The organism is Bradyrhizobium sp. 186 (assembly GCF_023101685.1).
Taxonomy (GTDB): Bacteria; Pseudomonadota; Alphaproteobacteria; order Rhizobiales; family Xanthobacteraceae; genus Bradyrhizobium.
Genome location: NZ_CP082164.1, coordinates 9,597,019 through 9,618,536, shown reverse-complemented (window position 1 = coordinate 9,618,536; position 21,518 = coordinate 9,597,019). Strand labels below are relative to the sequence as shown.

The following is a 21,518-nucleotide window of genomic DNA, read 5'->3' as shown; positions in this document are numbered from 1 at the left end:
CGGGACCAGCATGGCCGCGTTAGCGCAAAGTGTGCAGCGGTTTTCCGACAAGGCCATGCCCTCTATTAAAGAAGGCTAAGCGCGATGGCGGGTCCGCCACGCGCACGCGATCCGCAATCGGTGCTGTTCGCCTGCGCGATGAACAGCGTGCGCTCGCCGATGGCCGAGAGCCTGTTGCGGCACATGTTCCCGCAAGGCCTCTACGTGAAGTCGGCCGGCGCCAGGAAGGGCGAGCTCGATCCCTTCGCGGTCACCGTGATGGCCGAGCTCGGTCAGGACATCTCCACCCACAAGGCAATGACCTTCGAGGAGCTGGAAGACTGGGAGGGGCTGAATTTCGACCTCATCATCACGCTGTCGCCGGAGGCGCACCATAAGGCGCTGGAGCTGACCCGCACGCTCGCCGCCGACGTCGAATACTGGCCGACGCAGGATCCGACCGGCATCGAAGGCAGCCGCGACCAGAAGCTCGCCGCCTACCGCGACGTCTGCGACCAGCTCCTGCTGCGCATCCGCAAGCGGTTCGCCAAGGTGGGCGCGGCGAGCGAGTGAAAGCCGTGCCGGCGTCGCAGACGGCAGGCACACGCATCCTGGGCCCGTCGAATCAGTAAAGTCCGGGTTCCCGGGTTGTGAAATCAGCCCCCTTCCGATAGGTTCCGCGCGCAATTCACCCCCTGCTTCATCCCCCAAATCACCTGATGCTTGGCCGCCCCAAATTCGTTCTTGCCTCCGGTTCGCCGCGGCGCCTGTCGCTGCTCAACCAGGCCGGCATCGAGCCGGACGCGCTCCGGCCCGCCGACGTCGATGAGACGCCGAAGCGGGGGGAGCTGCCGCGCGCCTGCGCCAACCGCCTCGCCCGCGCCAAGGCCGACGCGGCGCTGAAATCGGTCCAGCTCGACGACGAGCTGCGCGGCGCCTTCATCCTCTCCTCCGACACTGTTGTGGCGGTCGGCCGCCGCATCCTGCCCAAGGCCAACCTCGTCGACGAGGCCGCGCAGTGCCTGCGACTGCTATCGGGCCGCAACCACCGCGTCTACACCGCGATCTGTCTCGTCACGCCGCGCGAGGCCTTCCGCCAGCGCCTGGTCGAGACCCGCGTGCGCTTCAAGCGCCTCTCGGAAGACGACATCCAGGCCTATATCGGCTCCGGCGAATGGCGCGGCAAAGCCGGCGGCTACGCCGTGCAGGGCATCGCCGGCTCCTTCGTGGTGAAGATGGTCGGCTCCTACACCAACGTCGTCGGCCTGCCGCTCTACGAGACCACCACGCTGCTCGGCGGCGAAGGCTTCCCGATCCGTTTCGGCTGGCTCAACGCCGTCGGCGTGTGAGCGCGAAGCGGCGCCAACAAAAATCTCGAAAACAACCCCATGCAAAGTAGAATTGGCCCGCGGGGAGGCGGCCTCGGATCGATCTGCCGCCGCCCTGGAACCCCTTTGCCGACAGGCGCTTGGACTCCCTCACCTCGTGTACGCTGCCCCGATCATGAACGACCAAGCCAAAACGCCCGCTAGTCCCCTCAAAACCTGCCCGATCTGCGGCAAGCCGCAGGCGCAGGCCACCCGTCCGTTCTGCTCGCCCCGCTGCCGCGACGTCGACCTGAACCGCTGGCTGAAAGGCTCCTACGTCATCCCGGGCCGGGATGACGAGACGGACGACGTTGAATAACTCCGTATTATCATATGGTTATTGGGCCGCAGCGACGCTTCCGGCCACGCCATCCCGGCCCCGCCCCAGCTTGTGCACAGCCGGGCCGCGCCCGGCGAAGCGACAAGCGAAGCGTGGGTGGACAGGCAGCCTTCGGCCCACTATAAACCGCCCGCTCGATGGGCCTTGGCCCCTCTCTTGGAGCACGCCCAGGTAGCTCAGTTGGTAGAGCATGCGACTGAAAATCGCAGTGTCGGTGGTTCGATTCCGCCCCTGGGCACCAAACTACGCTTTTCCACGCCGGAGCACGATCTTGTACGATTAGCGGCTATGGCGTGTTCCGAATAGCCAATGTTCTCGAAGGAGGTCTCTCCCGACTTCGCCGCAGCTTCCCAGACTTCGATTGGGACACGCGTCGCATCTTTTCGATGAGCCGCCTCGAAGCTTGCCGCTTCCCGCAGGTCAAGAACGCGGACCATGCCGAGATCGGGCAGCGCGGCGGGTTCAATCACGGGATCGCTGGCCATGGAATCTCCATTAAGAACGATGTTCAGATGAGCTGCGACAAGGTGCCGGCACCAGCCAGGAGCACCACCACGATCCATGGCGGCAGCTTCCAAACGGTGAGCAGCAGGAAGCCCGTGAGCGCGAGCGCAAAATCGCGCGGGGTCAAGACTGCGCTGGTCCAGACCGGGTTGTAGAGTGCCGCACCGAGAATGCCGACCACGGCTGCGTTGGTGCCGCGCATGGCGGCCTGAGCGGCGGGCCGTGTGCGCATCGCATCCCAAAACGGCAACATGCCATAGACGAGCAGCATGCCCGGAAGGAGCAGCGCGACGAGGGCAATGGCAGCACCGGCAGGACCGTTCGGCGGAGGGCCCATCACTGCCCCAAGATAGGCGGCAAAGGTGAAGAGCGGTCCCGGCACCGCTTGCGCCAGCCCATAACCGGCGAGAAAAGCCTCGTTGCTGACCCATCCCGGCGTAACGACTTGAGCCTGAAGCAGAGGCAGCACAACGTGGCCGCCGCCAAAGACGAGTGCGCCCGAGCGGTAGAATGCATCGAACAGGGCGAGCGCCTGAGAGCCGGTCGCAGTGACGACGAATGGAGGGATCAAGAGAAGCGCTGCGAACAGAAAGAGCGTGATGATGCCTGCTCGCCGGCTGACCGGAAAATTCAAATGTCCGGAAACCGGCGCGACATCTCCCCGGCAGAGCCAAAGACCTAAGCACGCACCAAGCCCGATCGCCGCGATCTGCCCGAACGATCCAGCGAAAAGCATGACGATCGCAACCGCGGCAAGCGCAATGCCAGTGCGGGATCGATCGGGTGTGAGGCTCCGCGCCATGCCCCAGATGGCTTGCGCGACCACTGCGACAGCGACGAGCTTGAGGCCGTGCAGGAAACCTTCGGCGACCGGTCCTGTTAACGCGGCTGCGCCCATCGCAAAGGCGAACAGGATCAGGGCCGAGGGCGTGGTGAAGGCGACCCACGCCGCAAGGCCCCCCAAGATGCCATTGCCGCGCAAAATGCCGAGGGAAAAGCCGACTTGGCTGGAGGCCGGTCCGGGCAGAAACTGACAGAGCGCAACCAGGTCGGCATAGGCCGTCTCGTCAAGCCATTTGCGCCGCACCACCAACTCGTCGCGGAAGTATCCGAGATGGGCGATGGGGCCGCCAAAAGACGTCAGGCCCAGCTTCAGGAATGCTGTGAAGACCTCACTGAGGCGACCTTCGGAAGCGTCACCGCTCATTGCGAAGCACCGACAATGAGCGTCAACGCTTCATTGCTTCGCCCGTAAATTCCCGAACCCGAACCTTTGCAAGCGCAAGTCCCTGCTTGCCCAGTTTGGTTGCTTTGTACAGCTTCCTCGCGACGCGCCCCTCGCGCTGCACGCGCGATGTGAGATACCCCTTGCGTTCCATCCGATGAAGCATCGGGTAGAGGGTTCCGGGGCTGAGCCGGTAGCCATGGCGCGCCAACTCGTCGATCATCCACTGCCCGTAGATTTCCATCTCTGCCGCGTGATGCAGGATGTGAAGCCGGATAAAGCCTGTAAGGAGGTCGTCGAACTTCATTGTCCAGATTCATGCGATTCTTCCCAAATATCGACGGACGATATCGGGAACCGATACTGTAGCCAAGCGTTTCCGCCCTTAGCGTAGACGATATTGGGTTCATTAACCGGCAGAAAAGACCTCTGGCAGTGAAAATCAAATTGCGACATCACGGATGACAATAAAATGGGCTGATATCTTCCACTCCGACGCTTCCGGCTGGACCATCGTGGTGCGGCTTTCGGTCGGTCTTGCCGTCTTCCTGCCGGAAGGCATTCAGAAGTTGGTTTTCCCGGACATCTTGGGAGCGGGACGCTTCGCCAGGATCGGGATTCCCTTGCCCGATTTGATGGGGCCTTTTGTCGGCGTCGTCGAGACCGTATGCGGCTTGCTCATCATCATTGGGCTTTTCACCCGTCTCGCCGCAATTCCACTGATCATCATCATGATCGTGGCGCTGATCTCAACCAAACTTCCGATCCTGCTCGGACACGATGTCTGGATTTTCCATCTGGCCAGCGACATCAATCGCACCGGCTTCTGGAGCATGATGCACGAAGCGCGCGCCGATCTCACCATGCTGCTCGGCTGCATCTATCTTGCCATGGTGGGCGCCGGGCCGTGGTCGATTGATGGGCTAAGGACGGGATAGGGCGCCATGGCCAGATCCCGCCTCTCGATCGGCTCGTCGCCTGCCTTCAACTTCGTGCTGACGATGGGCGTGGTGAACTTGTTCGGCGACATGACCTATGAGGGCGGCGGGGCCATCAATGGCCAATTCATGGCTTCGCTCGGAGCGAGTGCCACCGTCGTCAGCATCACCGCGGGTCTCGGCGAATTTCTGGGCTATGCCTTACGTTCCGTCTCCGGCTACATCGCCGACAGGACCGGGCGCTACTGGCTTGTCACGTTTGTCGGCTACGCCATCAACTTGCTCGCCGTTCCCGCCATGGCGCTCGTCGGCAACTGGCAGGTCGCGGCTCTCCTTGTCCTTGCCGAGCGCATCGGCCGCGCCATCCGCAAGCCCACCGTCGAGGCCATGCTCTCCTATACGACCGGCAAGCACGGCAAAGGATGGGTATATGCGGTCAACACCGCGCTCGATGAGACCGGCGCCACGCTTGGCCCCCTGATCATCGCGCTGGTCCTTTTGTTGCACGGGGACTATCGGACCGGATACGCGCTGCTTTTGACTTCGAGTGTGCTCGCGCTCGGCGCATTGACCGTCGCGCGCATCAACTTTCCGGTCCCATCACGCCTGGAAGAGGGAAGGACGGCGCAGGCGAGCGGATTGAACCGGTCATACTGGCTCTACATGGTCGCGGCAGCATGCTTCGCTGCCGGCCTGATGAGCTACGAACTGGTTGCCTATCACCTGGCCAACGCCAAGGTTGTCGGCGGACCTTCGATACCGGTTCTTCTGGCGTTCTCCACGGGATGCGGCGTGATCGCCAGTCTCGTTCTCGGGAAACTCTACGACAGAGCCCCACTGTCAACCCTGCTGGTCGCCGTCTTTTTGTCTTCGCTCTTTTCGCCCCTTGTGTTCCTCGGCGGCTTCCCGGCGCTCCTCTCAGGCATGGTGTTGTGGGGCATCGGATATGCGACCCAGGACACCTTGTTCAAGGCGGTGGTGGCCAGCGTGCTGCCGGAAGGCAAACGCAACTTTGCTTTCGGTCTCTTTTATACGGGGTATGGAGCGGGATGGCTGATCGGCAGCGTCGCGACAGGGCTGCTCTATGACCAATCGCGTGTGGCGCTGGTCGCATTTGCGGTCTTCGCCCAGCTCATCTCCTTGCCGCTGTTTGTGATCGCCAAACGACAGGAGCCATCGCCGCGCCAAGAGGCTTAGCTCTTCACATAGGTGATCAGTCCTGCAAAACCCTCGTCCATGTGGTCCTGATGATGGCAATGGAACAGGGTATTGCCGGGATTGTCGGCCACAAAGTCGATCTCCGCCGTGGAGTAGCGCTGCATGCTGATCGTGTCCTTCATGAGCCCTGACGTGGATTTGCCGCCAACCTTGGTGACCTCGAAACTGTGCCGATGCAGGTGAACGGGATGCTCATCGCCGCTGTTATTGTTCATGACAAGGCGATAGCGCTTGCCGCGCTGCACGGTGAATAACGGGTTGGTATCCGGCCAGGATTTGCCGTTGATGGTCCAGCGGTTGTAGCCGCCGCGGCCGCCCGGGATCTTCTCGAATTTCAAGTCGATGGTCTCGTCCGGTGCAGCGGCCGGACCGCTTCGACCGAATGTGGTGTAGTCCCAAGCTGTCTTTGGGGGAGGGGACCAGACCGGCCCTCCGCTTCGATTCTGATACTCCACGATGACGCCCATACCCATGTTGCGGTCTTCGTCGTCCGTCGATCCAAAGACCCAAACGCCAGGATTGTTCATTTCCACGATGACGTCCGCACGCTCGGCCACGTCCAGCTTCAAGACGTCGACGGTTGTTGGCGCCGGCACGGGGTTGCCGTCCAGCGCGACAACCGTGAACCAGTGCCCTGACAGCGCAAGTGAAATGCCCATGCTGCCGCTGGCGTTCAGCACGCGGAACAGCACCCGTTCTCCCTGGCGCACGCGAATAGGCTCACCGTGCCCCAGCATCCGGTCCCCGAGAGTAGCCGAACGGTACATAGCCTCCAATCCGTTGTCGGGCGGTGGCCCCTTGTGCATGTCCTGCATACTCACCCAGGAGCCTTCCCAATGATGGGCGGCGAGCATGACCTCACGGTCATATCGACCGGGATCGCCCGCCGCCGGATCGATGATGAGGAAACCGAACTCGCCCGAATACGTGCTGCGATTGAGATCAGTCATCGCCATGGCGTGGCTGTGGTACCATCGCGTGCCGGCCGGTTTCGGTGTGAAGCTGTAAAGCAGCGCTTCCCCCGGCGGGATAATCGGCGAACCCTCTTCTACTGCGCCGTCCTGAAGGGGTGGGACGAACAGTCCATGCCAGTGGATCAGATTAGCATAGCCGGAATCGTTGACCACGTTGATGGCCACCGGGGAGCCTTCCTTGAGACGAAGCGGCGGTCCTGGCACCGTATTGTTGTAGCCTGTGGTCTGGATGACCTTGTTCGGCCCTATTTCCAGCGAGATCGGGGCAATCCGGATGGTGTGGTCGGCAGACGGCGCCGCGGCTTGCGGGTAGCAGGGGCGGTTCATGACCGCTGCGAGACCCGCAGTGCCGGCTCCCAGCAGCAATTCACGACGACTGAAGCGCGTTTCCCGCAAAGAGTCTTGATCAAGAGAGCGCGGCGGCAAGCGGTAAGTCGAAAATGTCATCCTGCTCTCTCCTTTGCCAGGCGAAAAGAACCGCCTGCTGTCATTATCGGTTCCCGATACCGTCGGTCAAAGCACGTGGCGTTTACTGGCCGGTCCCCGGCAGCGGGCCAAAGATACTGACGGCACCTTCTGTGGTACTACGTCAGACCGGTTCGAATGGAATGAAGGCGAGTTTTGCAATCGATGCTGACCCGACGCCAATTTACGAACGGATCCGCCGCAATTGTTTCGGGTGGCCTCGCGGGCAGCCTCATCGGCGCCCACCTCGCGCAAGGCGAGTCGGTGCATTTCACAAGGCGCCTGCCCATCCCTCCGCTGATCGATGCGGCCAAGCAGGGGAACGCGGTAAAATTGAAGGCCGCCTCCGGACGGCACGCCTTCATCAAGGGCAAGCCGACGCATTCCTACGGCTATTCGGGTCCCGTTCTTGGACCGGCCATCCGCCTCCGACGTGGCGATGAGGTGGAGATGACGGTCGAGAATGCGCTTGACGTTGACACGACAGTGCACTGGCACGGGCTTCTGGTGCCAGGAGACGTTGATGGCGGGCCGCATCAGATCATCAAGTCAGGCGGTATGTGGCGCCCGAGACTCAGGATTGAACAGCCAGCTTCAACTGCATGGTTCCATCCTCATCTGCACCATGATACGGCCCGGCAAATCTATATGGGTCTCACCGGACTGATCATTGTCGACGACGGCTCGGACACCAACCTCGGTCTGCCGCGCACGTACGGTATCGACGATCTGCCCATAATCATTCAGGATCGATCGTTCGATACCGACGGGTCGCTTCTGTACGATCGCGCTCCCGATCCCCAAACGATCCAGTATGGCAGCCGGGGCAGCACCATCATCGTCAATGGCGTGGTTCACCCCGTCGCTCAGGTCCCATGCAGTTTGGTGCGGCTGCGAATTCTCAATGCAGCCAACGCGCAAAATTTCGACCTGCGGTTCAGCGATGGTCGCGAGTTTCGCGTCGTAGCGTCAGACGCCGGATTCCTTTCAGCGTCGGTCACGATGAACCAGCTCAGGGCTTCTCCCGCGGAGCGTTTCGAAATCCTTGTCGATTTCGCCGACCGCAAACCAGTCATGCTTGAGACTGGCCCTGACACGCTCATGGGTATCTTTGGTGCGGTGTCGCCGGATGGAAGTGGCGATTTTGTCTCGATCCTGCGTTTTGAACCAACGCCGGCGGTAGGAACAGTAAGAGATTTTCCAGCGCGCCTCGTTGAGCCTGCTACAGCCGATTCAACCAAGGCTGTTCGCCGCCGTCAGTTGGTGCTGGACAGCGGGATATGCGGAGGTCAACGGCCGACGGAAATGGGCATGCTTCCCGGCATGTGCATCAACGGCAAGACCCATGACCTGGCGCGTATCGACGCCGATACCAAGCTTGGCACGCTGGAAGTCTGGGAGATCGTCTCGATCGGCATGGCTCATCCGTTTCATGTGCACGGCGCGTCATTTCGGATTCTGTCGCTCGCGGGCGCGCCACCGCCTGCTCATCTGGCAGGGTGGAAGGATGTGGTTCTCGTCGAGGACAAGGCCGAACTTCTGGTTGCCTTCAATCGTCCCGCGACGCGGGAGCATCCCTTCATGTATCACTGTCACATCCTCGAACACGAGGATGCCGGGATGATGGGACAATATGTGTGCGCCTGAAAGGAGGCCAAAATGACCAACGTAAGCGTCCGCTACATTGTGGAGGATGTCGCCGCGTCGATTGAATTCTACGTCACGCATCTCGGCTTCACGCTCGAGCAGGATGCCCGGCCGGCCTTTGCTTCCGTTACCCGCGAAAGCCTGCGATTGTTGCTGAGCGGTCCGGGCAGTTCCGGGGCGCGCGCAATGCCAGATGGCCGGCATCCGGCCCCCGGAGGCTGGAACCGGATCCTGCTTATGGTCAACGACATTGAGTCGGAAGCAAATCGATTGCGCACAAGCGGGCTGAACTTTCGCAATGAAATACTGAAAGGGGTAGGCGGTTCGCAAATTCTACTTGAGGACCCGTCAGGCAATCCGATCGAGCTGTTTCAGCCGGCGCATTAATGTGTGGCAGGAACACGCTGCATGCGAAAGAACGGCGCGTCAGTACAGATCCGACCTGGCTGCCGCCCGATGGTGGTTCGTGCACCTTTGCCTGTGGTCGGCGTGTCCGCTATCTGAACCTGCAAAATCTGAGCCGAACTGAACCAACGTTAGCCGGGCGCTTCACGATACGAACCACATAGGTGGGAGACGGAGGCGAGTTGGTCTGGCAATGGCGATTGCGCCCCGCGGTACGAGGGCGGCGCCGAAAACGCGCCCTCTTTCGGGTCTCCGCAACGGTTGCTTTCGCCCGACCTAAGGTTCGTGGACTTTCGAGCTGAGCTCGCTCATGGGCTCACGAAATGCTCACGCGAAAGATCGAATGAGGTATCGCGGGTTCGGCTGCCCGAGAGCGCCAATCCAACTTTTTATGGAATCGATCGTTGGTCTTGGGCCAGCGACCTTTCGGCCGACATCGTCAGTTGCCAAGCTTTCTGCACTCGGCGACGATTTTCCTCCATATTGCTTACTCGCTGGAATCAGGCAGTGCCCAAGTCCGAGGGCGCATATCGCGCTCCAAAATAAAGAAAATCTGGCGCACCCGACACGATTCGAACGTGTGACCTTTGCTCGGAGAGCAAACGTCTCGGCTACCAACCGCGTGTCGGTGGTTGCGTGTGATTCCCCTCCTTGGGCAACATTTCCGTGTGACAAGCGCCCGGTGCCCCCCGCTACGCCTCAACTTCCGTACAGATAGTTCGGCAGCCACAGCGTCATGCCGGGCCAGACATACATGATCACCATGCACAGGATGACGATCAGCATGTAGGGCATCATGCCGGCAAAAATCTGGTTGAGCGTGACGTGCTTCGGGGCCACGCCTTTGAGGTAGAACGCCGACATCGCGACCGGCGGCGACAGGAACGCCGCCTGCAGGTTCACGAACACCAGTGTCCCCCACAGGATCGGGTCGATGTTGAAGTGCTTCAGCATCGGCAGGAAGATTGGCACGAAGATGATGATGATCTCGGTCCATTCCAGCGGCCAACCGAGCACGAAGATGATCGCCTGCGACAGGAGCATGAACGACACCGGCGACATGTCGAACGATAGTACCCATCGCTCGAGCAGCGCCTGCCCGCCGAGAATCGCGAACACCGCCGAGAACAGCGCCGAGCCGACGAACAGCCAGCACACCATGGCCGTGGTCTTGGCGGTCAGAAACACCGCCTGCTTGGTGCGTTCCCAGTTGAGCGTGCGGGCTTGCACCGCCAGCAAGAAAGCGCCAAAGGCGCCAACGGCGGCGGACTCGGTCGCGGTGCAGATTCCGAACAGGATTACGGCGAGTACGACGACGGTGAGAATGCCGAGCGGCATGGTCGACGAGGTCAGCAGTTTCACGATCGAGAGCCGCTCGGCGTTGAACCGCCAGTAGTAACGGACCTGCAACAGCGCACAAACCGCCGTGATGCCCCAGAACCAGAGGTAGAATTCGAGTCCTGGTCCCAGTTCAGCGGGCGTGGCCTCGCCCGTAACCAGCTCCGGTGTGCCCAATTGCTGCACGCCGGTTACCGCGAGTTCGATGGGAGCCTGCTGGTGAATGACGACGTACCACCATACGGTGGCCAACGTGCCGGCGACGATCACAAACGGCACCAGCGCGTAACCGAAGCTCGAGAGCAGCATCCAGTAGCTGACCGGACGGCCTTCCGCGTCGATTTGCCTTACCCTCGACGGCGAGAGCAGCCCCTTGATCAGCGAGATCAGGATCGTTTGCGAACGGTAGGTGTCCTCGAACCTCGACAGCCATGCCGGCACCGGAACCTTCGTTTGGTCCTCCGGCAATGGCGGGGCGATCTTCGGATTGATCATCGCCCAGGCGACTATGTAAATGAGATATAGGAACGACAGAAAGAAGCCGGGGAACATCGCCGCCGCGTACAGCTTGACGATCGACTGACCGGCGACCGCAGCATAGACGATGATCATCACAGACGGCGGGATCAGAATGCCGAGCGTGCCGCCCGCCGTGATGACGCCGGAGGCGAGCTTCACGTCGTATCCAGCCTTGAGCATGGGATTAAATGCGATGACGCCCATCAGCACCACCACCGCGCCGACAAGGCCGCTCGCGATCCCCCAAAACGTGCAGACGATCAGGGTCGCGACCGCAAGCGAAGCCGGCACGCGGCGGAACGCGAGCTGGATCGAGTAGAACATCTTGTCGACCAGCGCGCCGCGCTCCATCACGTAGCCCATCAGCACGAACAGCGGGATGGAGATCAGGACGTCGTTGGTCATGGCGCCATAGGTGCGTTCAACCATCAAATCGAACACGCGGTTGTCGGCCCAGGAATGCGTCGGGTCATAGAACGCGATGTAGCCAAAAAATATGCCCAGGCCCATCAGCGTGAACGCTGTCGGGAAGCCCATCATGATCACAACCACGATGAGCGTGAGCATCAAGAGCCCGAGTGCCGGATCGCTCATGTGTTCAGGTCCCCGCCCATACCGCGCTGGCGCGCACTCTCGTCGATTTCATGCGCCCGCTCGATGGCGAGCTTGCGCGACTCTTCATCGACATATTCGCTGTGCGCAAGTTGCTGCTCGATGACGTCGATCTCCGCGACGTCCTTGAGTCGGTTGGGCCATTCGCCGGTCTGCAGGCAGACGACGCAACGCACGATCTCGGCGATGCCTTGCAGCATCACCAGCGCGCCGGCGATGGGGATCATGGACTTGAAGTGATAAACCGGCGGCCCGTCTGCTGTGACATTCGAATGCTCCGCGATCCTCCACGAATCGGCGGCGTAGTCGAAGCCCGCGTATATGAGGGCGGCGATACCAGGGATAAAAAAAACCGCATATAGCACGATGTCCAGCGACGCCTGCATACGCGGTCGCATCGAGCTGTAAAGGAAGTCGCCGCGGACATGGGCGTTCTGCGCCAGCGTGTAGGCGCCGCACAGCATAAACGCGGTTCCGTACAGCATGTTATCGAGATCGAAGATCCACGCCGTGGGCATGTTCATGATGTAGCGCTTGAACACTTCGACGCAGACGACGGCCATCAGCAAGATGATCAGCCAGGCCGCGGCCTTGCCGCACCACGTGCTGATTTCGTCGACAATGAGCAGGAATCTCTGGACCGTCATTGGTCGCCGCCGATCAATCCGAGGAAACATTGAAATGACAAAGCACCATCCGGTCGTCGTCCCGAACGGGGCTTTGCCGGTTCAATATGCCGTCAGGTCTTCTTCGCGGTCCCTTTCGGCCCGAAGTAGTAGTCGAACGCCATCTTGCGGTTGACGACGGTGTCCTGTTCCCATTGAGTCGCCCGGCTGGCAAACGCGATCTGCGATTCGACGATTTCCTTGAACAGCGGATTTGTCGCCGAGTACTTCTTCACGATGTCATCGAAGATCTCAAGCTGCCGTTTGAGGACTGAATCCGGCGTCTTGTAGAACTTCACCTTGTCCTTGGTCTGCAACTCGACATAGTCCTTCGAGTAGCGGTCGATCGCCTTCCACTGCATCTCCTGTGAAGCGGCGGTCACCGCATTGGCAATGATCGCCTTCATCTTGTCTGGCAGCGCATCGTACCTGGTCTTATTGAAGGTGATTTCGAGCTGCTCGGCGTTCTGGTGGTAGCTCTGGAGCATGCAGACCTTGGAGACGTCGGCGAAGCCGAGCAGACGGTCCGACGAGGCATTGTTGAACTCTGCTGCATCAATCAGGCCGCGGTCCATCGCCGACACGATTTCGCCGCCGGGCAGCGCGTTCACCGCGGCGCCCATGGCGGTGAACATGTCGATGGAGATGCCGACGGTGCGGAATTTGATGCCTTTGAAGTCGTCGACGTTGGTGACCGGTTTCTTGAACCAGCCGAGCGGCTGCGTTGCCATCGGACCGTAGGGGAACGAAACCACGTTCAGGCCGAGCGATGCATACAGCTTGGCGAGAAGCTCCTTGCCGCCGCCCCACCTGTGCCAGGCGAGCAGCATGTTGGCGTCCATGGCGTAGCCCGGACCCGAACCCCACAGCGCCAGCGCGTTCTGCTTGCCGTAGTGGTAGACCAGCACGCCATGGCCGCCGTCGAGCGTGCCTTTCGACACGGCATCGATCAGCCCGAACGCGGGCACCACGGCGCCAGCGGGAAGCACCTCGATCTTGAGGTCGCCGCCGGTCATGTCGTTGACCGTCTTGGCGTAGTCGAGTGCGTATTCGTGGAAGATATCCTTCGACGGCCAGGTGCTCTGAAAGCGCATACTGACTGGTCCCTGCGCGCTAGCGATCATCGGCGCGGCTACCGTCGCGGCGGCTCCCGCGGCAGCGACCTTGAGAAAGCGGCGGCGGCTGGAAGTGCTGCCCTTGTTTGATTTGGTCATGGTTTCCTCCTCCACTTGGAATAGCGATCCCTTGCGGATCAGCCCCTTTCTTATTGGGAGAAGTCAAAGACTCGCGCAGAGGTTTGGCAAGGAATGTTCGGGATGATGCGACGCTACGACGCGGATTGCGCTAATGACGCGCCGCACGCACGAAGCGTAGCCGCTTTTCGGAAGAGCAGATCATCGGAATTTTGAAAGACCATGAGGCCGACGTTTCGGTCGCCGATCTGCCGCAAGAGGGCGTCAGCGACGCCGGCATCTACTGATGAAAAGCGAAGTTCGGCGGGATGGAGGTGTCGGAGGCCAAGCGGCTGAAAGACGCTGGAGCACGAGAACACGCGGCTGAAGCGGTTGCTGGCCGACAGCCTCTCGCGAGTGGACTGCTGTTGCAGCCAAGCCATCATGATACCCGCGCACGCAGTTCAGGCGCCGGCGCCTCAAATTATATAGTTACTTCAATGACATGCGAGTTCGTGGTTTTATTCGGAATGGCGCATCATTGCTCTGATTTTCGGACGTCCTCCAGATCCGGCCGCCGTCCCCGCGTGTGTTAGCTGTACGCGCCAGGCTGCGGCTGATATGCTTTTTGCCATTGGGATAGTGAATGGCAGTTCGGCAACGGACCCCCTTGCGACGCCGGCCTTCTGATCGGATTTCGATCCCGCTCGCGCTTTCTTGACGTCGACACGAATTATCAAGCGGCTGCCTCGTCCCTACTCACATTGGGAGATGTACCATGGCTGCTTCGGATTGGCGTCTCGAAGGCGAATGGATGAAGAATTGTAATTGCGCGTTTGGCTGTCCCTGCGACTTCAATGCTCGGCCGACCCAGGGCTATTGCAAGGGAATGGTCGGCATGAGGATCACCAAGGGACATTTCGAGGGGACCAGGCTCGATGGCCTGTGCTTCGCCGTCACCGTCGATTTCCCCGGCGCGCTGCATGAAGGCAACGGCAAAATGCAGCCGATCGTTGATGAGCGCGCAACGCCGGAACAGCGCCAGGCGTTGTTCGACATCTTCTCCGGAAAGCATTCCGCCGAAGGCACGCTGTTCCACATCTTCAGCCTGATCGTGACCACGATTCACGATCCGGTCTTTGCGCCGTTCGAATTTTCCTTCGACAAGGAAGGACGCGTCGCGAAGCTCGTCGCCAAGGGAGTCCTGGAGACGGAGGTCGAGCCGATCAGGAATCCGGTGACGGGTGCTCCTCATCGCATTCAGGTCGTGGTGCCCGAGGGTTTCGAGCACCGAGCTGCCGAGATCGCGTCTGCCGATATCCACTCGACGGGAGCGATCAGGTTCGAGACCAAGGGGACGCACAGCTCGCTTGCGACCGTCGTGCAGACCCCCGAGGGCGTCGCCGCCTGATGTGGCGCCGAAGCTTAGTGATCGACCGGCGACATCCTGATCACGGGAAAGGCGATGAGCGGGTACGATGAGCAGGTACTTGGCGCTTGAACGCCTGCTTCAGCGCGACCGCGCGATCGTGGTGGTCGGGACCGCCGCGGTGGTCGCGCTGGCCTGGGCTTATCTGGCCAGCGGCGCCGGCATGGATACCGAGATGATGGCGGACATGCCGGACATGGCACCGATGCCATGGTCGCCTCCCTATGCTGCGCTGCTGTTCGCGATGTGGTGGGTGATGATGATCGCCATGATGGTGCCGAGCGCGGCACCCGTCATCCTCCTGTATGCGACAATCAAGCGGAGGCAGGAGAACGCGTCCGGCGGCGCGATGGAGACATGGATCTTTCTCGGCGGCTATCTGCTCGCATGGGCGGGGTTCAGCCTCGTTGCGGTCCTGGCGCAGTGGGCGCTCGAGCGCACCGCGTTCTTGTCGATGGCCATGGCAAGTACGAGCCCGATTCTGGGCGGCACTCTCCTGTTGGCCGCGGGGCTCTATCAGTTCACACCGCTCAAGGGGGCTTGTCTTCGCTCCTGTCGAAGTCCGCTCCTGTTCCTTAGCCGGTACTGGCAGGTCGGCAGAAGCGGAGCACTGCGCATGGGACTTCGCCACGGCAGCTACTGCGTTGGCTGCTGCTGGTTCTTGATGGCACTGCTGTTCGTCAGCGGCGTGATGAATCTGGTTTGGGTCATCGCCATCGCGCTCTATGTCGCTTGCGAGAAACTGCTTCCGTTCGGCCGGTCGCTGAGTTATGCGACGGGCGTGACCCTGATCCTGTCCGGCGCGATAATGCTCGTGCGCTCGGTGTGAAGCGTGCCGCTTGCGTCTCCTGATGCGGTGACAGCGCTAGACTGCGCGTTCGAACGGATAGGGCAGTTTGATTGACTGCAAAATCGCTGAATTACGTGCACTGCACCGCAATCGCCATGCTGCCGTTCGCTGCTCTTGGTGCAGGCAATTGATAGTGCAGGCGATCGGCAACGGGACTCTCACGAACCCGTGGATGCCACCTTCTAAACAGGGGTTTCCGCCGCCGTCGGCTTGTGGATTGCAACCCCTGACATGACGAGCAGCACGCCGATCATGTCTTGCCCGCTGGGGATTTGCGCCAGCACCATGACGCCGATTAGGGTTGCCGTCGCCGGCAGCAGCGCGAGCATCAAGGCGAAACTCGCCCGCGGCAGGCGGGACATCGCCAATTGATCGCATACGTAAGGTATGACGGACGAGCAGGCGCCCACGGCGACGCCCGCGAGGACCAGCACGGGCATCGTGAAGGAAGCTGCGGCCTGGACGAACCCGATCGGCATGATGAAGAAGAATGCCATTGTCATCGCCGCTCCGAGTCGCTCGACGCCGCCGCTGGCGCCGCCTTCGGATATCTTGTGCCCCAGCACGATGTAGCCGACGAACAGTGCGCCATTGAGAAACGCCCAGAACAGGCCGAGCGGATCCGTCGACCATTTCACGTCGATCAGGAGAAACACACCGAGCACGGTGAGCGCGAGCGCCGCGAGATTGCGAGCGGTTCGGAGCCCGTACAACGCAACGCCGATCGTCCCGACGAACTCCATCGCCGCAACCAGGCTCATCGGCAACCGGTCGAGCGCCAGATAGAACGACGTGTTCATGATCGCGAGACAGGCGCCGAGGCCGATGAGCAAAAACCGCGTTCGCGGGTCGGCCTCCCTGATGGTCCGCCATGGCTTGGTCCACGGCACAAAGATCGCCGCAGCGGACGCTATTCGCATCCAGGCAACGCCGAGCACGCCGACCGCCGGGAACAACAGGACGGCGAAGGATGGACCCAGATAATGGAATATTGCGCTCACGCCGAACCAGGCGTGCGGTGGGGCGGAATCAGCGATCCTTGTGAACGTCAGGCTGGGGCGCGGCATGCGGTTCCTCCCGCCTAAGTATGAGAGCCTCAGCAGCCTTTCTATATGCCATCCGAAGCAGTAAACTGCCATCATCTTATGCGGATCAAAGGTAATTCCCGTGAAACGCCTTCGATATGAAAATGGCGATCTGGACGCAACCGATGCCCGCATCCTGGATGCCCTGGTCGTCGACGCCCGGATCAGCATCGCCGATCTGGCGCGTTCAGTCGGCCTGTCGTCGCCGAGCGTGTCCGAACGGATCAAGCGCCTGGAGGAAGCCGGCGTGATCGAAAGCTACACCCTGACGATCAATCCGAAGGCCCTGGGTCTGCCAATCGCAGCTTGGTTGCGCATCAGGCCGATTCCCGGACAACTCCCCAAAGTCGCGGAGATCCTGCAAGGACTGCGGGAGATCGTGGAGTGCGATCGCATTACCGGCGAAGACTGCTTTATCGCGCGGGCCCATGTCCAATCCGTCGAAGAATTGGAGAAGCTGATCGACCAGGTGATCCCCTATGCGATGACCAAGACGTCGATCATCCAGTCTTCCCCGGTCAAGCGGCGCTTGCCGCCGATCCAACGTGGCGAATTCCGCTGAAGGTCGGGTATTTGGCGTCCGCCCACCGGGGCGCACCCGCGCCGTGGATTACCCGAACAGCCAGGACCTGGGTAATTACGGTGACTGCACACTCACTGCACGCTCGAACCGATGGGCCAGTTTGATCGACTGCAAAATCGCTGAATTAAGTGCACTGGCACCGTAATCCACCGTAATCCCCGAAGGGCGCCGATCCGGTGCTAAAATGTTCACGCATGGTACGGCGGAAACGCTCGATTAGGCGGAACCGATCTGTATCTGGGCAGCGGCGCGCGCCTTACCGTCCCTCATCGAAAGCCTCACTGCTCTGAAATATCTCTTCCCTTTTTGATTGTTTTTTAAGTTTCGGGAAAGAGTGGCTCAGCGGTATCGAGGAGTTGGCAACACATTCATGCAACTTTAACTAGACTAAAATTGGCTGGATTAGCTTTGTTTTAGATTGCATCGGTGGCGCTATGAACTGGTCATGGAAAATGAATGCCGCCACCCTGTCGGCCGCCGTATTTCTTGTGGCGTCTTCTTTTGGGATCGCTGCCGAAGACGGAACAAGCTCCCGAACGCGACCATCTTCCAATCTGACGGGAAGACTCCTGCTCACCGGCTCCAGCACTATGGCGCCGCTGATGACGGAGATAGCCAAACACTTCTGCACATTGCATCCCGGCGTTGAGATCGAGGTCCAAAGCGGCGGATCAGGACGCGGCATCGCCGACGCGCAAGCGAGCAAGGCCGATATTGGCATGGTCTCTCGCACACTGACGGACACGGAGGCGGATCTTTTTGCCTTCACCATCGCCCGGGACGGCGTGGCGGTTATGCTCCACAAGGATAATCCCGTGCAGGCGCTCAGCAAGCAGCAGGTGAGCGATATTTTTACGGGAAGGACTGCGAATTGGAAGGACGTTGGCGGCCGCGATGCCCCCATAATCGTATTCGCAGCCTCGACCATGGGCGGTTCGACTGAACTGTTTCTCGATTACTTCAAAATTCAGCTGGCCGATGTTAGACCCAATGCCCTTGTGGACCCAAATCCGGCGCGCATCCGGGCCATTACAGAAAATCCAAATGGCATCGTCTATATGTCGGTCGGCGAGGCAGAACGTGGCGCCCGGGTTGGCGCACCGATTAAGCTGCTCCCTGTCGGTCGGGTGTCGGCCACGAGCCGTAGCATTCGCAGTGGAAACTACCCGATTTCTCGTCCACTGGCCCTGGTTACGAAGGATCTGCCCAAAGGGTTGGTCAAGGAGTTCATCAACTTTTCGCTGTCGTCTCAAGTGACCGAGGCCATCGAGAAATTTGATTTCATTCCATATTTGGATTGAACCTCCGATGAACCCGCGCGCGAAAGAAATCAGCAGGGTATTCGATTGGCTGGATCGCCCGAGCTTGCGCGCCAAGCTCTGGGGCGGGTTTGCTGTCCTCGTCGGTCTCACGCTCGTTGTCGGCATGGTTTCGCTGCAAAGCCAACGGAATGCGGGCCTCAAGGTTGAGGACTTTCTCGATAGGGATAGTCAGGTTGCCGATCTGTCCCTGCGGAGCAAAGCCTCCATGCTCGAGGCGCGCCGTGCCGAGAAGGATTTCTTGCTGTTCCAGGATGAGTTCGGCCACAACGAGGCCAGGACGCGCTACGTGACGCTGCTCCGCAACAGCCTGGGCGAAGTCCGCTTCGACGTGCAGGAAATTCGCCAATTGGCCCGCGATTCGGCGATGGTGGAGATAACCCAGGAGGTGATGCGCAGCGTGGGCGAATACGAGACCAAGTTCCTGGAGGTTGTCGCACTATACGGCCAACTCGGGTTTACAGACACCGGCCTCGAAGGCCGGTTGCGCGACAAAGCGCACGAGATGGAAGCCGTCTTGCAGGATGGCCAGCCTGACCGGCTTATGACGGACCTGCTAAGCATACGCCGCAACGAAAAGGATTTCCTGCGGCGCGGTCTCGAACAATATGCCGAGGATCTCGCGAGCGCAGTCGGTCGGTTCAAAGCCGAAGTGATTCAAAGCCCTCTCCCGTTGTCGACGACGGAAAGACTTCGGACTCTGGCCGACGAGTACCTGGCGTTGTTTGAACAGTATTCTCGCACCAAGGCGGACATAAACTCGCGCACCGCAACCTATTTCAGGGCGGCACATCGGGTGGAGCCCCTGTTGGAGGCGCTTCATGCGCGCACGACCGAGAGCGCCATCGCCACCCGGAAATCGCTGGCGGACATTGCCCGAACCACCGTCCGTGTGATCGTCGGCTTCAGCCTGGCGGCCGCATTGTTCGGTATTGCGGTGGCTTTCTTTATTTCACGGAATGTCACCCAGTCGGTCGGGGATTTCCTCCTCCTGGCCGAACGCGTCGCTAGTGGCGACTTGAGTTCGCGCATCACCCCGAGGGGTCGGCAGGAGTTCGGCACTCTGGCCAAGAGCCTGAACCATATGACTGAGTCTATCCAGCGTTATCAGGAGGAGCTGGAGCATCAAGCCAACTACGACACCCTGACCGGGCTTGCCAACCGCAACTTGGTACAGGATCGCATCGCGCTCGCCGGGGCGCGTGCCCGCCAAAGCGGCACTATGGTCGCGGTGGCGATCATCGATCTCGATCATTTCAAGCTGATCAACAACGGTCTCGGCCACCCTGTGGGCGACGAGGTGTTGAAAGCGGTGGCGGGGCGCCTGCGCGCCTGTGTGCGCGAGACGGATACCGTGGCTCGGCTCGGCGGTGATGAATTCGCTCTGGTCCTGGCGGATGTGGCGGATGAGAATGCCGCGGCCGCCGTAGTGGGGCGGGTGGCGGAGACCGCCGTCCCCTATGCTTATCTGGATGAGGTGCTGCAGCGCGTGTTTAAAGCAACGAGGCAGCCTATCGTGGTCGCTGATCAGGAACTCGTGATCAATTGTAGTATCGGCGTGTGCCTTTTCCCCAATGACGGATTGGATGCGCACACCCTCATCAAGAACGCGGACGCGGCCATGTACCAGGCAAAGGCGCGGGGCCGCGACAACGTGCAGTTCTTCAATGTTGAAATGAATGCCCAGATCGGCGCTCGCTTGGTCCTGCACACCATGCTGCGGCGTGCGCTGGAACGGCAAGAGTTCGAGTTGCACTACCAGCCCAAGATTGAACTGGACAGCGGGCGCATCGCAGGAGTGGAGGCGCTGATCCGCTGGAATCGCCCGAACATGGGCATGGTACCACCGTCCGACTTCTTACCAGTGCTGGAAGAAACCGGCATGATCATCGATGTCGGCCGGTGGGTAATGGAAACAGCAGCGGCGGACTATGCCCGCTGGCGTGCCGCCGGGCGCCATCCCTCACGCATTGCGGTCAATGTTTCGCAGATTCAGCTCCGGCAGGACGACTTCACGGCCATAGCGGCGGTTGTACGAACCGGCGCAGGCGGGGCCGGCCTGGATTTCGAGATTACCGAGAGCCTCGTCATGGAGCAAGTCGCGGTCAACAGCCTCAAGCTCAAAGCGCTCCGCGAGATGGGGATCGGCATCGCAGTTGACGATTTCGGCACCGGCTATTCGTCCCTCAGCTACCTTGCCACGCTGCCGGTCAATGCTCTCAAGATCGATCGCGCGTTCGTCATCAACATATCGACCGATCCCGCAAGCTTGTCCATCGTGACCACGATCATCGCGCTGGCGCGTTCGCTGAACCTCAAGGTGATCGCCGAAGGTGTTGAAACGCGCGAGCAGGCACAAATCCTGCGCCAGCTTAGCTGCGACGAGATCCAGGGTTATCTCGTCGCCCGCCCGATGCCGTCGAAAGCCTACCTTGAGTGGGAAGATCGATACCTATCGGCGGCGACGATGCCATGGGACAATGTTGATTTTCCGACTCGGTAACTTCACCCCGGCATCGCGCTGCCGGGAAGGCCTCGGGAATTACGGTGACACTGTCACTGTAATTCCGGAGAAACTGCTTCCGTTCGGCCGATCGCTGAATTATGCGGCGGGCGTGACCCTCATCCTGTCCGGCACGATAATGCTCGTGCGCTCGGTGTGAGAAGCCCCGCGGAACGATAGGCGCTGCGAAAAACACCGCTTCCAAATACGCGGGTACCGACAAACTGCTCAAAACCCGCCGGCCTCCGTGATCTTACGGATGCCGTAAGCCGAGCAATTGATCTTTCCCCCAACCGAAACTTAAGGCTGTCGCCGATAGGCTCGCGACCCGGGATGACGACAGGGCCGGCTTGCGGCCGTGGCCGTCCCCGGGAACCGAGG

The 21,518-nt window shown here is 60.6% G+C and carries 19 protein-coding genes, 1 tRNA gene and 1 pseudogene; 14 read left to right on the top strand and 7 right to left on the bottom strand.

Annotation, left to right across the window (positions count from 1 at the left end):
- Positions 1-84: 84 nt before the first annotated feature.
- The 4 genes from IVB18_RS45890 to IVB18_RS45875 all read left to right on the top strand — a co-directional run bounded on the left by IVB18_RS45890 (position 85) and on the right by IVB18_RS45875 (position 1,927).
- Positions 85-552: a low molecular weight phosphatase family protein gene (locus IVB18_RS45890; RefSeq protein WP_247986637.1), complete on the top strand. Its 468-nt coding sequence runs from the start codon at positions 85-87 to the stop codon at positions 550-552.
- A 146-nt stretch (positions 553-698) separates the two neighbouring features.
- Positions 699-1,328 carry a Maf-like protein gene (locus IVB18_RS45885; protein ID WP_247986636.1) on the top strand — a complete coding sequence of 210 codons (630 nt, stop codon included), beginning with the start codon at positions 699-701 and terminating at the stop codon, positions 1,326-1,328.
- Between the two features lie 154 nt (positions 1,329-1,482).
- The gene (gene yacG, locus IVB18_RS45880; RefSeq protein WP_247986635.1) at positions 1,483-1,665 is read left to right on the top strand and encodes a DNA gyrase inhibitor YacG; all 183 of its coding nucleotides are present in this window, start codon (positions 1,483-1,485) and stop codon (positions 1,663-1,665) included.
- Between the two features lie 186 nt (positions 1,666-1,851).
- Positions 1,852-1,927: transfer RNA gene (locus IVB18_RS45875), tRNA-Phe, on the top strand.
- A 267-nt stretch (positions 1,928-2,194) separates the two neighbouring features.
- On the opposite strand, the gene chrA is transcribed toward IVB18_RS45875, so the two are convergent.
- Positions 2,195-3,397 (bottom strand): chromate efflux transporter, encoded by a 1,203-nt coding sequence (chrA, locus tag IVB18_RS45870; RefSeq protein WP_247986634.1) that lies wholly within the window; start codon positions 3,395-3,397, stop codon positions 2,195-2,197.
- Between the two features lie 22 nt (positions 3,398-3,419).
- Positions 3,420-3,722: a PadR family transcriptional regulator gene (locus IVB18_RS45865; protein WP_247986633.1), complete on the bottom strand. Its 303-nt coding sequence runs from the start codon at positions 3,720-3,722 to the stop codon at positions 3,420-3,422.
- 154 nt (positions 3,723-3,876) lie between these two features.
- Here IVB18_RS45865 and IVB18_RS45860 point away from each other — a divergent pair, with 154 nt between their 5' ends.
- Together IVB18_RS45860 and IVB18_RS45855 are read left to right on the top strand one after the other, a co-directional pair.
- Positions 3,877-4,353: a DoxX family protein gene (locus IVB18_RS45860; RefSeq protein WP_247986632.1), complete on the top strand. Its 477-nt coding sequence runs from the start codon at positions 3,877-3,879 to the stop codon at positions 4,351-4,353.
- Between the two features lie 6 nt (positions 4,354-4,359).
- Positions 4,360-5,550, top strand: coding sequence for an MFS transporter (locus tag IVB18_RS45855; protein ID WP_247986631.1), 1,191 nt, complete (start codon positions 4,360-4,362; stop codon positions 5,548-5,550).
- Here IVB18_RS45855 and IVB18_RS45850 read toward each other — a convergent pair.
- Positions 5,547-6,992 carry a multicopper oxidase domain-containing protein gene (locus tag IVB18_RS45850; RefSeq protein WP_247986630.1) on the bottom strand — a complete coding sequence of 482 codons (1,446 nt, stop codon included), beginning with the start codon at positions 6,990-6,992 and terminating at the stop codon, positions 5,547-5,549. The genes IVB18_RS45855 and IVB18_RS45850 overlap by 4 nt on opposite strands.
- A gap of 183 nt (positions 6,993-7,175) precedes the next feature.
- On the opposite strand from IVB18_RS45850, the gene IVB18_RS45845 reads away from it, so the two are divergent.
- Complete coding sequence (locus IVB18_RS45845; RefSeq protein WP_247991889.1) at positions 7,176-8,657, top strand: multicopper oxidase domain-containing protein; 1,482 nt, start codon at positions 7,176-7,178, stop codon at positions 8,655-8,657.
- Between the two features lie 12 nt (positions 8,658-8,669).
- A complete protein-coding gene (locus tag IVB18_RS45840; RefSeq protein WP_247986629.1) occupies positions 8,670-9,044 on the top strand; it encodes a VOC family protein in 375 nt (124 codons plus the stop codon).
- A gap of 717 nt (positions 9,045-9,761) precedes the next feature.
- Here IVB18_RS45840 and IVB18_RS45835 read toward each other — a convergent pair.
- The 3 genes from IVB18_RS45835 to IVB18_RS45825 form a co-directional block, all read right to left on the bottom strand.
- A complete protein-coding gene (locus IVB18_RS45835) occupies positions 9,762-11,513 on the bottom strand; it encodes a TRAP transporter large permease subunit (RefSeq protein WP_247986628.1) in 1,752 nt (583 codons plus the stop codon).
- Positions 11,510-12,178 carry a TRAP transporter small permease subunit gene (locus IVB18_RS45830; RefSeq protein WP_247986627.1) on the bottom strand — a complete coding sequence of 223 codons (669 nt, stop codon included), beginning with the start codon at positions 12,176-12,178 and terminating at the stop codon, positions 11,510-11,512. The genes IVB18_RS45835 and IVB18_RS45830 overlap by 4 nt, the downstream gene beginning before the upstream one ends.
- Before the next feature lie 92 nt (positions 12,179-12,270).
- Positions 12,271-13,410, bottom strand: a complete 1,140-nt coding sequence (locus IVB18_RS45825) for a twin-arginine translocation signal domain-containing protein (RefSeq protein ID WP_247986626.1) — start codon at positions 13,408-13,410, stop codon at positions 12,271-12,273.
- A 179-nt stretch (positions 13,411-13,589) separates the two neighbouring features.
- Here IVB18_RS45825 and IVB18_RS45820 point away from each other — a divergent pair.
- The 3 genes and pseudogenes from IVB18_RS45820 to IVB18_RS45810 all read left to right on the top strand — a co-directional run.
- Positions 13,590-13,779: pseudogene (locus tag IVB18_RS45820) on the top strand (transposase); the annotation flags it as partial.
- A gap of 367 nt (positions 13,780-14,146) precedes the next feature.
- Positions 14,147-14,779, top strand: coding sequence for a DUF1326 domain-containing protein (locus tag IVB18_RS45815; protein WP_247986625.1), 633 nt, complete (start codon positions 14,147-14,149; stop codon positions 14,777-14,779).
- 67 nt (positions 14,780-14,846) lie between these two features.
- A complete protein-coding gene (locus IVB18_RS45810; RefSeq protein ID WP_247986624.1) occupies positions 14,847-15,626 on the top strand; it encodes a DUF2182 domain-containing protein in 780 nt (259 codons plus the stop codon).
- A gap of 203 nt (positions 15,627-15,829) precedes the next feature.
- On the opposite strand, the gene IVB18_RS45805 is transcribed toward IVB18_RS45810, so the two are convergent.
- A complete protein-coding gene (locus IVB18_RS45805; protein WP_247986623.1) occupies positions 15,830-16,714 on the bottom strand; it encodes an EamA family transporter in 885 nt (294 codons plus the stop codon).
- Between the two features lie 100 nt (positions 16,715-16,814).
- Between IVB18_RS45805 and IVB18_RS45800 the strand changes: the two genes are divergently transcribed.
- The 3 genes from IVB18_RS45800 to IVB18_RS45790 all read left to right on the top strand — a co-directional run bounded on the left by IVB18_RS45800 (position 16,815) and on the right by IVB18_RS45790 (position 21,137).
- Positions 16,815-17,294, top strand: a complete 480-nt coding sequence (locus tag IVB18_RS45800; protein WP_247986622.1) for an Lrp/AsnC family transcriptional regulator — start codon at positions 16,815-16,817, stop codon at positions 17,292-17,294.
- A 473-nt stretch (positions 17,295-17,767) separates the two neighbouring features.
- Positions 17,768-18,616, top strand: a complete 849-nt coding sequence (locus IVB18_RS45795; protein WP_247986621.1) for a phosphate ABC transporter substrate-binding protein — start codon at positions 17,768-17,770, stop codon at positions 18,614-18,616.
- A gap of 7 nt (positions 18,617-18,623) precedes the next feature.
- Positions 18,624-21,137, top strand: coding sequence for an EAL domain-containing protein (locus tag IVB18_RS45790; RefSeq protein WP_247986620.1), 2,514 nt, complete (start codon positions 18,624-18,626; stop codon positions 21,135-21,137).
- Positions 21,138-21,518 lie beyond the last annotated feature (381 nt).

Coding starts and splice junctions, on each gene's coding strand:
- IVB18_RS45885 (WP_247986636.1), top strand. CDS start 699: ATGCTTGGCCGCCCCAAATTCGTTCTTGCCTCCGGTTCGCCGCGGCGC.
- IVB18_RS45860 (WP_247986632.1), top strand. CDS start 3,877: ATGACAATAAAATGGGCTGATATCTTCCACTCCGACGCTTCCGGCTGG.
- IVB18_RS45835 (WP_247986628.1), bottom strand. CDS start 11,513: ATGAGCGATCCGGCACTCGGGCTCTTGATGCTCACGCTCATCGTGGTT.
- IVB18_RS45845 (WP_247991889.1), top strand. CDS start 7,176: ATGCTGACCCGACGCCAATTTACGAACGGATCCGCCGCAATTGTTTCG.
- IVB18_RS45830 (WP_247986627.1), bottom strand. CDS start 12,178: ATGACGGTCCAGAGATTCCTGCTCATTGTCGACGAAATCAGCACGTGG.
- chrA (WP_247986634.1), bottom strand. CDS start 3,397: ATGAGCGGTGACGCTTCCGAAGGTCGCCTCAGTGAGGTCTTCACAGCA.
- IVB18_RS45890 (WP_247986637.1), top strand. CDS start 85: ATGGCGGGTCCGCCACGCGCACGCGATCCGCAATCGGTGCTGTTCGCC.
- IVB18_RS45855 (WP_247986631.1), top strand. CDS start 4,360: ATGGCCAGATCCCGCCTCTCGATCGGCTCGTCGCCTGCCTTCAACTTC.
- IVB18_RS45810 (WP_247986624.1), top strand. CDS start 14,847: ATGAGCAGGTACTTGGCGCTTGAACGCCTGCTTCAGCGCGACCGCGCG.
- IVB18_RS45805 (WP_247986623.1), bottom strand. CDS start 16,714: ATGCCGCGCCCCAGCCTGACGTTCACAAGGATCGCTGATTCCGCCCCA.
- yacG (WP_247986635.1), top strand. CDS start 1,483: ATGAACGACCAAGCCAAAACGCCCGCTAGTCCCCTCAAAACCTGCCCG.
- IVB18_RS45795 (WP_247986621.1), top strand. CDS start 17,768: ATGAATGCCGCCACCCTGTCGGCCGCCGTATTTCTTGTGGCGTCTTCT.
- IVB18_RS45825 (WP_247986626.1), bottom strand. CDS start 13,410: ATGACCAAATCAAACAAGGGCAGCACTTCCAGCCGCCGCCGCTTTCTC.
- IVB18_RS45790 (WP_247986620.1), top strand. CDS start 18,624: ATGAACCCGCGCGCGAAAGAAATCAGCAGGGTATTCGATTGGCTGGAT.
- IVB18_RS45865 (WP_247986633.1), bottom strand. CDS start 3,722: ATGAAGTTCGACGACCTCCTTACAGGCTTTATCCGGCTTCACATCCTG.
- IVB18_RS45815 (WP_247986625.1), top strand. CDS start 14,147: ATGGCTGCTTCGGATTGGCGTCTCGAAGGCGAATGGATGAAGAATTGT.
- IVB18_RS45850 (WP_247986630.1), bottom strand. CDS start 6,992: ATGACATTTTCGACTTACCGCTTGCCGCCGCGCTCTCTTGATCAAGAC.
- IVB18_RS45840 (WP_247986629.1), top strand. CDS start 8,670: ATGACCAACGTAAGCGTCCGCTACATTGTGGAGGATGTCGCCGCGTCG.